Below are 15,395 nucleotides of genomic sequence, written 5' to 3'. Positions count from 1 at the left end.
CAAAACATTACCAACTCTTTTGAAACGGATCACTACAAGCGTATAAATCTCACAGTCAATACCTTCACTTCGTGAATTAACAGAACTAACATTTTTGCATTATAATGTTAAAAGAGATTTGGGGTAATTTCTTTTAATTGCATCAAGTGATTTCTAAAAGAGTATTTTAAAAACCCTTTCGCATTTGCTGCTCTTTTTCAGAACTAAAAAGCGCAGTAATACATGGCAAATGTAGCATTCTTAGCAAAAAAACAGCGTAGTACAATACAATTCTTTTTGTAGAATAAATTCTACATGGGTTGATTTACCAAAATGCAATCTATACTTTGGTATTGTTTCGTATGTGAAGGGTTTCCAGAATAATACCGGGAAGATCATGGATTTCTGCAAGTGATGTAGGCTTTTTTAGGAACTTAACCGTTCTATCATCAATGTATTTATTCTGCTCGGTGGTATTTATCTGCGTAGAAATAACGAATTTTTGCATATCCATTGCTTCGCCACTTTCTGTTATCTTTTTTACCACCTCTGTTCCGTTGAGTAGCGGCATATACATATCTATAAGTAGAATATCTGGAATATTTTTCTTGATTAGGATTTCTTTTACTACTTCAATTCCGGAATCAAAATAACCAATAACTTCAAATTTTTCATTCTGGTTGAATAAAAACTTAAGAAGTTCCCTATCGTCCTCATCATCATCCGCTATAAAAATTGTTAAAGGTTTGTGTAGTTCCATGGCAAATAGTTAATATATTTTAATACCATAAAGTTGCAACACTAATGCATCAGATTTGTTATATAAATTCAGATTCTATTTATAAAATTATGGGCACTGAATTATGTAAAGGTATTTTCAAAAACTATAAGTACTTACACGGCATTTGTCCCAATTTTGTTATTTAACTTTGAATCATGAAAATTCAGTCCTTTTCCTCTTTGTCAAATCCTGAAGCAGAAGTATTGCTTTTAGGCACTATGCCTGGAGTTCAGTCCTTGGCTAAAAATGAATATTACGGCAATCCACGGAATCATTTTTGGAAATTGCTTTCGACAATCTTTAACGAACCACTTCCTGTTGATTATCATGAAAAAAAGCAACTATTATTACGCAACAAAATTGCGGTTTGGGATGTATTGCAGGCTTGTGAGCGTGAAGGAAGCCTGGACAGTGCCATTATGAAGGAAGTTCCAAATGACTTTACCACTTTCCTGAACGAGCATCCAAACATTCAGCTTATTGCATTTAATGGGCAAAAGGCTGCTGCCTTTTTTAAAAAGTATGTCCGTTTACACAAGGAATATGCTTTTGTAACTTTACCATCAACAAGTCCGGCACATGCAGGTAAAAGCTTTGAACAAAAGTTAGTGGAATGGAATGTTATCGGAGCATCGAGAAATGCGATTTAAAAGTCTGCCAAACCAATTCGCCTTTTTCGTTATAATCCTTAAATTCAACCAAAAACCAGTAATCGGTTGACGGCATCAACTTTCCATTATAGGTTCCGTCCCAACCCGGACTTTGTGGGTTTAGAATCGTCAGCATTTTTCCGTAACGGTCGTATATATAAATCCTGGCATTTGGATGGGTATCGTAATAATAAATATTCCAGTAATCGTTATTCCCATCACCATTAGGCGTAAAAAAGTTTGGAAAGCCTAAAACCATTACAGGCTTAGACACATCGGTACAATAATTAACATCTGTGATTGTGACGGTATGGATTCCCTGCGTCAATTGTGTAAATACATTGGATGACTGGAAAGGATAACCATCGACACTATAAAGATAAGGTCCTGTTCCGCCTTCGGCCATTACCGTTAAGGTATTGTTGTCGACAAAAGTATTGGTCACATGGGTAGCAAAATCTTCAATCGTTACTGCAGTACTTACAGTAGAAACTGCCTGAGGAGCCACACAACCCGTAGCAATATTGGTAACCAACACCGAATAATTACCAGCAATGGGAGTCGTGTACTGATTTGACGTTACATTCGGTATAGGCTGTCCACCAAAAAACCACTGGCAACTGTAAAGTAAATCACTCAAACCTGTATCTAATAGTGCCGGCCTGAAAACATGTCCTCTCGGGTCTTCGCAAATGGTTAAATTCGACAACATTGGTTCGGGCAACGGAAGGATTGTAACTGTAGTACCAACAGCTGTTGGTGTGCATCCTAATGTTGCCGGCGGAGTGTAAAAAATAGGGTGCGTTCCCGCAATGCTTGCACTTGGTGTAATTCCACCTGTAGTGCTATTGATTGCCACTCCTGTCGGCGCGCTAAAAACCCCTCCAAGATACGCTGCTGTACCTGTAAGTATAACCGGTTCGGGCGTGGTGATTGATCGGCAGTAAGGATCGGCATAACTGATAACTGCTGTTGGCATTGGGGTTATGGAAACAGTAGTGCTCACAGTAACTGCAGAACATCCTCCTGCAGCCGGAATAATATATTCTACGGTATAATTTCCAGGGTTAGATAATGAGGGAATGATAGATCCGGTAACCGAATTTATTGATAATCCTGCCGGATAGGAACTAAATGAGCCCGTTCCAAAAATTCCTGTTCCGGTTACCGTAACTGGCTGGGCGGTTGTCAAGGTATTACAAAATGGCGTCGCGTAACGCAATACGGCTGTAGGAGCTGTAATGATGGTGACATTGGTAACAGCATCTACCGAGCTGCAAACACCTCCGCTTGGCGGAACAACATAAGTAATGGTATAGTTTCCTCCTAAGCTTAAGTCGGGCCTGATTTGCCCTGTATTCGGATCGATGGATAATCCTGCCGGTGTAGCTGTATAAGTCCCTCCTGTAATTATTCCTGATCCGGTCAGATTGACATTTTGGGACCAATTAATTAAGTTGCAATACGATGGAGCGCTATACGCTATGTAAGCTACCGGAGCTAAATAAATATCAATGTCTGCTATAACGGGAGGAACAGCACATCCGTTATTGGATGGAATGTTATAACTTACGACATAACTTCCCGGTTGGCTGGTGCTTGGATTAAATTCTCCTGTAACTGAGTTAAGGCTTAAGCCCGGAACATCAGCTGTAAAAGTACCTCCCATATAATTATCGGTACCTGTAAGGGTCACTGTTTTTACTGCTGTGTCTGAGGTGCAAAAATGAAAGGTATCATAAACAATCTGCGCAGTTGGTGGATTATAAACCGTAATGTTTTTGATGGCTGTAGTAGTACAACCAAAGGCATTAAAAGTAGTAAACTTAACGGTATACGTTCCGGTACCTGGAAACGAATGAACCGGATTCTGATCGGTAGAAGTGGTTCCGTCGCCAAAATCCCAAAGATAACTATCCAACAACGATGTATTCGACAATACGGTAGTATCCTCAAAAACAGCATTGTTATAACAGGTATTGGTAATCGTAAAATCGGCTGTAGGATCTTCGAGCTGCAAAACGGTTGAAATAACAACGGTGCAACCTGTAACCGAAGTTAGTGTACACGAATAATTTAGGCCTGCTGCCGGACTGGTAACCAATATCGTCTGGGTAGTTTCTCCGGTATTCCATAAATAACTAAATCCTATAGGCGCGGTAAGTTCTGCAGCAAATGAACCCGAGCAAAAAGTTGCTCCAATCTGCAAAGGCGAGCAGTAAGCATCAACATACGCATACCCAAAATGAGCTCCCGGATCGCAATCACCTGTTTCAAATTCCACTGTTATGGTTTGCCCCATATAAGCACTTAGATTTAATCCAACTGTAGTCCAGTCCCTGTACCTGATGTCTCCATTAGAATTGGAACAGGTTTGAAAACCCGCTAATCCTGCTCCTGCAACAACCGTATACTGTCCGCAGGTAGGATCAATCAAACTTCCGGCAGCATCCAAAACCCTAACCTGAAAACGGGGCTGCTCGCTTGGATCATGCCCTGGATCCTGTAATACCACAGCGTATTTATAAATAAAAAGTGACGAAGACGGAGTAACGGTAATCGTATAGGAAAGCGTTTCTGCTTCGCCTCCCACCTGTTCATTTCCAACCCTGGCAGAATATAGACCTCCGGGAGAAACAACATGCACCACATCGCAGGTGTTTGGATCTGTACCTGTTCCCGACATGATGGTATGCCTTCCATTGACAATTCCCGATGGAGAAGTATAAATAGGGCAGCAAACACCTGTCTGGCCTTGCCAGCCGTCTAATGTTCCTGATTCAAAGTCAGAATTGGGACAGGAACTCTGTGAATAGGCAGATAAGGAAAAGGCAATTATCAGTAAAAAAAAGTATCTTTTAAAATTCATCATACCAATGGCTTATAACTCTTGAAATAATAAAGGATACGAATAGTTTAAAGCCTATTCCTTTTATTTACAAGGATGTAAAACTAAAAATTTATTCCAATAAAGAAAAAAATAGCCTGGAAAGTTTTCTTACTTCTATCTTACTTTCTCAAAATTCATTTTAAAAAAGACTTTAAACATTTTACAGTATATTCGTTAAAATAATTACTTTTATCTTGTTATTTATCAGTATTTATTGAAATTAGTTCTAATATTTAGTAATTTATTTGGCTATTACAATCTATTAATTACATTTGAATGCCATTTTTTTAACACTATTAGCGTGATTAAATCTTTACTTCTACTATCGGCAAAGCAAAAAACCTATCATTCCGTGATGGTGTTATTGGCTTTATTCCTTACAGAAAAATCAACTGCCATAACCTATTATATTAATGACGGCGACACTAAAGGCGATATCTACACTACAGGAATTGGAGATGACAGCAATAACGGAACCTCCTCAGCCACCCCAAAATTAACTATTTGGGATACCTATGCAAAAGCCCAGGACGGCGACACTATCATTATAGATATGGGTAAATACAAGGACCTTTCGGAGAAAGGCGAATTGTTATTTGCAGTAAACAAAAAAATCACATTCATAATTGCCGGAGCATCGGACGCTGTTTTTTCCAAAACTCCTTTACCTACAAACATAAAAGTAAATCCAACAGAAATTTATATAGATAAGGATAAGCCTGTTGACCGTGAAACCTATTTGCAAGGATTGCGAAAAAGAAAACCAAAAAAGTCCCAGTAGCAGATGAAAAGATGGATAAAATATATACGCATACTTTTAGTATGTGTTGGTTTTACGACCTTAGCCTATGCTCAGCCAGCTAATGACGCATGCGGTTCTGCAACCCCAATTACTGTTGGAAATGGAAGTTGTAATTCTATATTATATACAAATGTTGCGGCTACTTCTGTAGGCGATCCTGCTATACCGGCTTGCTGGAATCCTGCCAGTTTGAGCCATACGGTTTGGTTTTCATTCGTTGCAACAACGGCAGATATTGAAATCTCTACCAATTTTGGTGGAACGCTGGCAAATACCCAGTTAGCTGTTTACAGCGGCACTTGTGGAAGCTTAACACAGATTGGATGCCAGGAAAATATAAATACTGGTGGCGGGTTATTGCATACCGATGTCATTTTACACGGATTGACAATAGGAAATACCTATTACCTGCTCGTTGATGGAAATGGCGCCACGACAGGAACCTTCGGAATCTGTGCACAACAAACCCTGCCTGTTGGTCCACCACTACCTACTCAGGATTGTACCGGCGCACAGACCTTATGTGGACTGGCTAGTATTAGTGTTCCTGATGGACCTGGTGGCGTGGGTTCTACAACAGAAGCTCCAAGTTGTTTTGGTGCTCCTGGAGAAAGATCCTCAAATTGGTATTCTTTTACAGCCGCAACAGGAGGTCTTTTAGCATTTGCAATTACACCAACTTCGGTAATAGATTATGATTTTGCGGTATACAATACAACAAACTCATGTCCCGGAACAGAATTAATTTGCAACTGGGATCCAGCGACAGGCGCAGCCGGAACTACAGGTTTGGGTTGTGCAGGTATTCAGTGTGAAGCAACATTAAATGTAACCGCCGGACAGACCTATACCATTTTAGTTGACAGGTATACTGCAGCCTCAACGGCAGGATTCACAATGAATTTTACCGGAACCACAGCCACTTTCGCCAGCCCTAATCCATCTTTTACTGCTACAACAGTTTGTGAAGGAACTCCAACACAGTTTACCAATACAACCAACGGAAACTTCACTTATAATTGGAATTTTGGCGATGGTTTTACTTCCCAATTAGAGAATCCCAGCCATACTTTTGCAACACCAGGAGGCCATAGCGTATCGCTATTGGTGACCGCTGTTCCGGGAGGCTGCCAAAACATTGTTAATCAAATAGTTCAGGTTACCCCTATTCCAACGGTGGATGCCGGTATTGGCGGTACGGTTTGTTCGGGAAGCTGCATTACCTTAAATGGTTCAACAAATGCTACGGGTTCAATCGGGCCTGTTGCTTTTTCCAATATCTCCAGTTACCCAATCCCTGACGGCAGTACTACAGGAGTATTGTCTCCCATAACGGTAAGCGGAATTTCACCGACTACTATCAACGCCACATCAATTGCATCAGTATGTCTAAATATCAGGCATACCTTTGATGGTGATTTGGATATTTATTTGCAATGCCCTGATGGAACTTTTTTGGAATTATCTACAGATAACGGAGGAATTGGCCAGGATTATGCCAATACTTGTTTCTCGCCAACAGCAGTTACCCCAATAACTTCGGGCACCGATCCATTTACAGGAACTTTTTTACCCGAACAGCCTTTTAGTGTCTTAAACGGATGTAATGTCAATGGAAACTGGAGGCTTTTTGTGCAGGACGATGCAGCATTGGATACTGGAGATATTAGGGACTGGACGATAACATTCAACAACAATCTTCCCCCTTTTACCTGGTCACCTTCAGCGACAATGACCAATTCTACAACATTATCTCCATCGGCTTGCCCTACTGTAGCCACAACCTATACATTAACTGCAAATAGCGGGGTCGGATGTAGTGCTACCGATACAGTAACAGTAAATGTAACTACTCCTCTTGTTCCAACGATTAATTGCGGAATTACAACTTCATCATCCATACAATATAATTGGCTGGCAGTTACCGGCGCAACTTCTTATACCGTATCTTATCAGGTTGGTGCATTACCGATTGTCAACATTGGAAATGTTGGAAATGTTTTGACCTATTCTGTTACGGGTTTACCTGCAGGAACCAATGTCACTATTACGGTAACACCAGTTGGCGGAGCCGGAACGTGTTTTGCGGCTAATACCAGAACTTGTGCTACTACAGCCTGTGTAGCTCCGGCTATACCAACTATTTCCACAACGGCTCCAACCTGCGCCGCAGATGGATTTACCACTATCACCAATTATAATGCTGCCAATACCTATACTTTCTCTCCTGTGGGGCCAACTGCAGGAGCTGGCGGAACCATTACAGGGGCAACTCTAGGAACAGCTTATACGGTAACCGCAACAAGTAGTGGTTGCACTTCAGCAGCATCGACAGGGTTTACCAATATAATCCGATTGACAACTCCTGCTGTACCGACAGTTTCTACAACTGCCCCAAGCTGTGCCGCTGACGGATTCACAACAATTACAAATTATAATGCTGCCAATACGTATACCTTCTCACCTGTTGGGCCGACTGCAGGTGCGGGTGGAACCATTACCGGAGCAACTTTGGGAACAGCCTATACAATAACCGCAACAAGTAGTGGCTGTACTTCAGCAGCATCGGCAGGGTTTACCAATTTAATTATGCTGACAACTCCTGCTGTACCAACTGTTTCTACAACGGCTCCAACCTGCGCCGCAGACGGATTTACGACTATTACGAATTATAACGCTGCCAATACGTATACCTTCTCACCTGTTGGGCCGACTGCAGGAGCTGGCGGAACTATTACAGGGGCAACTCTCGGAACTGCCTATACGGTAACCGCAACAAGTGGCGGCTGTACTTCAGTAGCATCAGCTGGGTTTACCAATGTAATCCGTTTGACAACTCCCGCGGTGCCGACAGTTTCTACAACTGCCCCAACCTGTGCCGCTGACGGATTCACAACAATTACAAATTATAATGCTGCCAATACGTATACCTTCTCACCTCTTGGGCCAACTGCAGGAGTTGGCGGAACCATTACCGGAGCAACTTTGGGAACAGCTTATACGGTAACCGCGACAAGTGGCGGTTGTACTTCAGCAGCATCAGCAGGGTTTACCAATGTAGTCCGATTGACAACTCCGGCTGTACCAACTGTTTCTACAACTGCCCCAACCTGTGCCGCTGACGGATTCACAACAATTACAAATTATAATGCTGCCAATACGTATACCTTCTCACCTCTTGGGCCGACTGCAGGAGCTGGCGGAACCATTACCGGAGCAACTTTGGGAACAGCCTATACAATAACCGCAACAAGTGGTGCCTGTACTTCAGCAGCATCAGCTGGGTTTACCAATGTAATCCGATTGACAACTCCGGCTGTACCAACTGTTTCCACAACTGCCCCAAGCTGTGCCGCTGACGGATTCACAACAATTACAAATTATAATGCTGCCCATACCTATACCTTCTCACCTGTTGGGCCAACTGCAGGAGCGGGTGGAACCATTACCGGAGCAACTTTGGGAACAGCCTATACTATAACCGCAACAAGTGGTGGTTGCACTTCAGCAGCATCAGCAGGTTTTACCAATTTAATTATGCTCGTAACTCCAGCGGTGCCTACCGTTTCCACTACAGCCCCAACCTGTGCCGCTGACGGATTCACAACCATCACCAATTACAATGCAGCCCATACCTACACTTTCTCTCCTGCCGGTCCAACTGCAGGAGCTGGTGGAACCATTACAGGGGCAACTCTGGGAACAGCCTATACGGTAACCGCAACAAGTGGGAGCTGTACTTCAGCCCCTTCAGTAGCATTTACTAATTTGATTACGCTTACGACTCAACCAGTACCTATAACCAGCACAACTGCCCCAAGTTGTGCAGCAGATGGATTTACTACGATTACAAATTACAATGCGGCCATAACTTATACATTTTCTCCTGTGGGGCCAACTGCCAGTGCAGGTGGAACGATTACCGGAGCAGTTATCGGAACTGCTTACACCATAACTGCAACAAGTGGTGGTTGCACTTCAGCAGCATCACCCGCTTTTACCAATTTGATTATGCTGACAACTCCGGCTGTACCAACTGTTTCTACAACCGCACCAACTTGTACCGCAGACGGATTTACAACCATCACCAATTATAATGCTGCCAATACCTATACTTTCTCACCTGTTGGACCAACCGCAGGTCCAGGTGGAGCCATTACAGGAGCAGTTATTGGAACAGCCTATACGATAACCGCAACAAGTGGTGGGTGTACTTCAGCCGTTTCCAGTGCTTTTACCAATATAATTATGCTGGCAACTCCTGCTGTACCAACAACTAACACTACAGCACCAACCTGCGCCGCAGATGGATTTACTACGATTACCAATTACAATGCAGCCAATACCTATACCTTCTCACCTCTTGGGCCGACTGCAGGAGCTGGCGGAACCATTACAGGAGCAGTTATTGGAACAGCCTATACGATAACCGCAACAAGTGGTGTTTGCACTTCAGCAGCATCGGCAGGGTTTACCAATTTAATTATGCTCGTAACTCCGGCTGTTCCAACAATTAACACGACGCCTCCAACCTGCATAGCAGATGGATTTTCAACCATCATCAATTACAACGCAGCCAACACCTATACATTCTCGCCTGCAGGACCGACCGTCGGCGCAGGAGGGACCATTACAGGAGCAACTCTGGGAACTGCTTATACCATAACTGCTACAAATGGTGGTTGCACTTCTGCATCTTCAGCCGCATTTACAAATCTTATTCAACTGGCAAATTTGCCAACTCCTTTACTCACTACCAATTTGCCAACCTGCGCGGCTGATGGATTTACAATCATCACAAATTACAATCCTGCTTTCACTTATACTTTTTCTCCTTTGGGACCAACTGCAGGGGCTGGCGGAACCATTACGGGAGCTGTTATTGGGACTGCTTATACAGTTATTGCTACACAAAGTATATGCACTTCAGGTACCTCGCTTCCTTTTACAAATGGAGCAATGTTGATTACCCCGGCTGTACCAAATGTTTCCACAACGGCTCCAACCTGCGCCGCAGACGGATTTACCACCATCACCAATTACAATGCGGCCAATACCTATACTTTCTCTCCTGTAGGACCAACCGCAGGCACTGGTGGAACGATTACTGGAGCAGTTATTGGAACTGCTTATACCATAACCGCAACAAGTGGTGGCTGTACTTCAGCAGCATCTACAGGATTTACCAATTTAATTATGTTGACAACTCCTGCTGTTCCGACAGTTTCTACAACTGCCCCAAGCTGTGCCGCTGACGGATTTACGACTATTACGAATTATAACACTGCCAATACCTATACCTTCTCACCTGTTGGGCCGACTGCAGGTGCTGGCGGAACCATTAATGGGGCAGTTATTGGAACAGCTTACACCATAACCGCTACAAATGGTGGTTGTACTTCAGCAGCATCGGCAGGATTTACCAATGTAATCCGATTGACAACTCCTGCTGTACCAACTGTTTCCACAACGGCACCAACCTGCGCAGCAGATGGATTTACCACCATCACAAATTACAATGCTGCCAATACTTACACCTTCTCACCTGTTGGGCCAACTGCAGGTGCTGGCGGAACAATTACCGGAGCAACTTTGGGAACAGCCTATACGATAACCGCAACAAGTGGCGGCTGTACTTCAGCAGCCTCTGCAGGGTTTACCAATTTAGTTATGCTGCCAACTCCCGCGGTGCCGACAGTTTCCACAACTGCCCCAACCTGTGCCGCTGACGGATTCACAACAATTACAAACTATAATGCATCCAATACGTATACTTTCTCTCCTGTCGGGCCGAATGCAGGAGCTGCCGGAACAATTACCGGAGCAACTTTGGGAACAGCCTATACAATAACCGCAACAAGTGGTGGTTGTACTTCAGCAGCATCGGCAGGATTTACCAATGTAATCCGATTGACAACTCCGGCGGTGCCGACAGTTTCTACAACTGCCCCAACCTGCGCCGCAGACGGATTCACAACGATTACAAATTATAACGCTGCCAATACGTATACCTTCTCACCTGTTGGTCCAACTGCAGGTGCTGGCGGAACCATTACAGGAGCTGCTCTTGGAACAGCCTATACGATAACCGCAACAAATGGTGGTTGCACTTCAGCAGCATCGGCAGGGTTTACCAATTTAATTATGCTGACAACTCCGGCGGTGCCTACCGTTTCCACTACAGCCCCAACCTGTGCCGCAGACGGATTCACAACAATTACAAACTATAATGCAGCCCATACCTACACTTTCTCACCTACCGGTCCAACTGCAGGTGCTGGCGGAACCATGAATGGGGCAGTTATTGGAACAGCTTACACCATAACCGCTACAAATGGTGGTTGTACTTCAGCACCTTCCAGTGCATTTACCAATGTAATTATGCTGCCAACTCCTGCTGTACCAACTGTTTCTACAACTGCTCCAACCTGTGTAGCAGATGGATTTACGACTATTACCAATTACAATGCTACCATAACTTATATATTTTCTCCTGTTGGGCCGACTGCAGGAGCTGGCGGAACCATTACAGGAGCAGTTATTGGAACTGCTTATAACATAACCGCAACAAGTGGTGGTTGTACTTCTACAGCTTCTAGTGCGTTCACAAATTTACTTATGCTGCCAACTCCGGCAGTGCCAACATTGAACACAACACCTCCAGCCTGTTTTACAGATGGATTTACATCTATTACCAATTACAATACAGCGAATTCATATACATTTTCTCCTGTAGGACCAACTGCCGGAACTGGTGGAACTATATCCGGTGCAGTTGTCGGAACGGCATACACAGTGACGTCGACTAATGGTGGCTGTACTTCGGCTTCAGCTGCATTTACAAATGCACCGCTTTTATTCAATGTAAATACTGCAAGTCCATCTCCACTTCATTATTGCGACCCGAACAATGACGGGTTCGGAACTTTTGATTTGACTCAGGTGATTCCAACAATTATAGGAGGAAATCCGTATGTGGTTACGTTCCATGAAACTCCAACCGATGCAACAATCGGAGGCACTACCATACCAACTCCTGCAAGTTATGACAACATTGACGTTAACACACAAACCATCTACATCCGAGTAACATCAAACGCTACCGGTTGTTTTGCTATAATTCCAATGCAGCTTATTGTTGACCCAACTCCCGAAGCTATAGAACCAAACGACTATCATGTTTGTGATGACAATACTGATGGCATTGCCAGTTTTAATCTGACAAGTGTTATATCAGAAGTATTGGGAACCATCAATCCGGCAACGCATACGATTTCATTTTATACCGATTTACCAGATGCCCAATCAGAAACAAGCCCAATTATCAACCTTAACAATTTCCCTTCTTCAGGCCAGACGATTTGGATTCGTGTTGAGGATATTGCAACCGGATGTTCAGATATCGTTACCTTAGAATTGATTGTCGACCCACTTCCATTGGCCACTCAGCCTAATTATCCTCAATATAGCTTGTGCGATATGACATTGCCATTGGCACATGAAGAATTTGATTTGGGTTCAAGAATCAACAGCATTTTATTGGGACAAACCGGTATGAATGTTACTTTTCACTTCAGCCAGGCCGATGCTTCCAATGATGTCAATCCGCTGCCGCTTTTGTATACCAATGTAGACCCGTTTGTACAGACCATTTGGATACGTATTGAAAATGACATTACTGGATGTTTTACTTTATCAACCATTGATATCAGGGTCGAACCTTTACCAACTCCTATCCCACCAGCACAGGCATATTCAATTTGCGACAACAATCAGGATGGTTTTGGAACCTTCAATCTGAACAGTTTAACCAACGACATACTCCAGGGTGCTAATTATACGATTACGTATCACGAAACCTTTGATGATGCCCAACTAGGCAATAATCCGCTATCGAGTCCTTATGACAATGTCACTCCGTTTACGCAATTCATATATGCATTGGCTGTTGATAATATTAATGGATGCAGAAGCGTTATTCCTATTGAATTGGAAGTAAAACCTCAGCCAATGACTCCGTTCAACGTGCCCGATTTAGTTCAGTGCGACGAAGATAACTTCCCCCAAAATGGTTCAATGTTTTTTAACCTGACCCAAAATAATGCAGCGGTGTTATCAATACAGCCAGGAGCTCCAACAGATTATACTGTAACCTATCACATTTCCCAACCCGATGCCATTTCCGGAAACTTTCCAATAATACAGGCAACAAATTATGTAGGTACAAACCATCAAATTATCTGGGTTCGTGTTGAAGATAATGCCACAGGCTGCTTCTCTACCGGCTCTTTCGAATTATTGATCAATGCACCTTTAGTGCTTCCAATCCCGACACCTTTGAGTGTTTGTGATGACGATGCCATTGATAACAATCAGTTTACGCAATTTGACTTAACGATTAAAAACAATGAAATTACAGGTAGCCAGGCCAATATGATTGTGACCTATTACCCGGGTTATCCCGTGACGGCCTCAAGTGTAGCCATTCCGAATCCAACGGCTTATACCAACATCATTCCTGCTGTACAGACACTCGGAGTTATGGTCACTACTCCGGATGGTTGTAGAAGTTATACTTCTTTGGACATCCGTGTGTTGCCGATTCCGGTTCCAAATCCTAATCCAATTACACCATTGCCACCTCAGTGTGATGTAAACAATACCGGTGATATGATGGAGGTTTTTGATTTAACAGTTAATGCATCAACGATTATCAATGGTGACCCAACCCTTACCCTGCATTATTATCCGTCACAGCCGGATGCCGAGGCAGGTACCAATGAAATCCTGATACCGAATGCAGCTTTAGTGGGGCAAAACGTATGGATACGGGTTGAGAATAACAGAGTGGATTATCAGGGCAATAATTGTTTTGTTTTGGTGGAACAACCGCTTACCGTGAATCCATTACCGGCTACCCTTCCGGCTGCGGTTGTCCAAAATTGTGATGATGATGCCGACGGACAGGCTACATTTGATTTAACAGTATCAACTGCCGCTTTCTATGCTGCTTCAAATGTGACGGTTACTTATTATACTTCAGCTGCAAATGCGCAGTCGGGAACAGGCTCAATAGCAAATCCGACAGCTTATCTAAACATCTCAAACCCGCAGATTATATACATCAGGGTTGTAGACAATGTTACAGGTTGTGTGAATTTCAATGGCCAGTTTACCATTACCGTTAATCCGAAACCAACGGCAACAGCACCTGCTGTTTTTGAAACCTGCGATACCGATGGCACAAATGATGGTTTCTTTGCTTTGGATTTGAGTTCGTATATCAATGGAATAATTGGGGCACAGACCGGAGTTACGGTAACTTTCTACAACACAGCGGCTGATGCCAACAACGAAACAAGCCCAATTACCGATTTGGTAAATTACCAAACCTACACCCATACTATTTACATCAGGGTTGAAAACGACGCTACAGGTTGTTTCGTTATAGTTCCATTTGCCAATACCGTTGAGGAGCTGGCTGAACCTCATGTTACCGCACCAACGGATGTAATTTGTGTCGAATATGGCACCAATATTTTACTAAGTGGCGTTACCTTGGATAGCGGCATTACCAATCCGAATTATACTTTTGAATGGTTTGAAGCAACAAATCCAACAGTAGCTTTAGGAAACGGCTCGACTTATCCTATTACAACTGTTGCACCGGGAAGCTATTTTGTTGTAGCTACAAGCACCAACCCACCATTATTAGGTTGCGTGTCGGACCGCTCCAACACCTATACTGTAACCCAATCCGGTCCACCGCAGTTTTCAACACCGCCTTACACCATCACGAATGCATTTGATGCCAATCAAATCATTACAGTAAATGTGGTTGGTCACGGGATTTATGAATACAGTATGGACGACGGCCCATTCCAGAGCAGCAATATTTTTGAGCATGTTCCTCTAGGAATACACCAAATTACCATAAGGGATGCCAGAGGCATTACAAGCTGTGGTTCGCTTTTCATTGATGAAGTCCAAACCATTGATTATCCGCATTATTTTACTCCAAATGGCGATGGGATTAATGATACATGGAATGTTAGAGGCCTGGACCAATTAAATGCAAGGCTTTATATTTTTGACCGTTATGGCAAACTTTTAAAACAGCTCAGCACCAGCAGTGATAGTCCGGGATGGGACGGAACACTGAATGGCTACCTGCTTCCTTCGACCGATTATTGGTTTAAGATTGAATTCCTGGAACAATCACAAATGAAGGAATTTAAGGCACACTTCTCGCTGAAAAGATAAAACCGGAATCGGAATTTGTTATATTTGAAG

At 43.2% G+C, this 15,395-nt stretch carries 5 protein-coding genes; 3 read left to right on the top strand and 2 right to left on the bottom strand.

The features are described from left to right. Positions 1-319: 319 nt before the first annotated feature. The gene (locus L1S31_RS13140; protein ID WP_236465203.1) at positions 320-739 is read right to left on the bottom strand and encodes a response regulator; all 420 of its coding nucleotides are present in this window, start codon (positions 737-739) and stop codon (positions 320-322) included. Positions 740-915: 176 nt separating this feature from the next. Here L1S31_RS13140 and L1S31_RS13135 point away from each other — a divergent pair, with 176 nt between their 5' ends. Continuing rightward, positions 916-1,410, top strand: a complete 495-nt coding sequence (locus L1S31_RS13135) for a DNA-deoxyinosine glycosylase (protein ID WP_236465202.1) — start codon at positions 916-918, stop codon at positions 1,408-1,410. Here L1S31_RS13135 and L1S31_RS13130 read toward each other — a convergent pair. After that, positions 1,382-4,282 (bottom strand): T9SS type B sorting domain-containing protein, encoded by a 2,901-nt coding sequence (locus tag L1S31_RS13130; RefSeq protein ID WP_236465201.1) that lies wholly within the window; start codon positions 4,280-4,282, stop codon positions 1,382-1,384. The genes L1S31_RS13135 and L1S31_RS13130 overlap by 29 nt on opposite strands. Before the next feature lie 319 nt (positions 4,283-4,601). Between L1S31_RS13130 and L1S31_RS13125 the strand changes: the two genes are divergently transcribed. Both L1S31_RS13125 and L1S31_RS13120 read left to right on the top strand, forming a co-directional pair. Next, the gene (locus L1S31_RS13125) at positions 4,602-5,081 is read left to right on the top strand and encodes a hypothetical protein (RefSeq protein WP_236465200.1); all 480 of its coding nucleotides are present in this window, start codon (positions 4,602-4,604) and stop codon (positions 5,079-5,081) included. A gap of 3 nt (positions 5,082-5,084) precedes the next feature. After that, complete coding sequence (locus tag L1S31_RS13120) at positions 5,085-15,365, top strand: FIDD domain-containing protein (protein ID WP_236465199.1); 10,281 nt, start codon at positions 5,085-5,087, stop codon at positions 15,363-15,365. Positions 15,366-15,395 lie beyond the last annotated feature (30 nt).

The sequence above is a fragment of the Flavobacterium wongokense genome, from assembly GCF_021608265.1.
Taxonomy (GTDB): domain Bacteria; phylum Bacteroidota; class Bacteroidia; order Flavobacteriales; family Flavobacteriaceae; genus Flavobacterium; species Flavobacterium wongokense.
The sequence above is the reverse complement of the archived record's forward strand: the minus strand, read 5'-3'. Positions and strand labels throughout refer to the sequence as shown.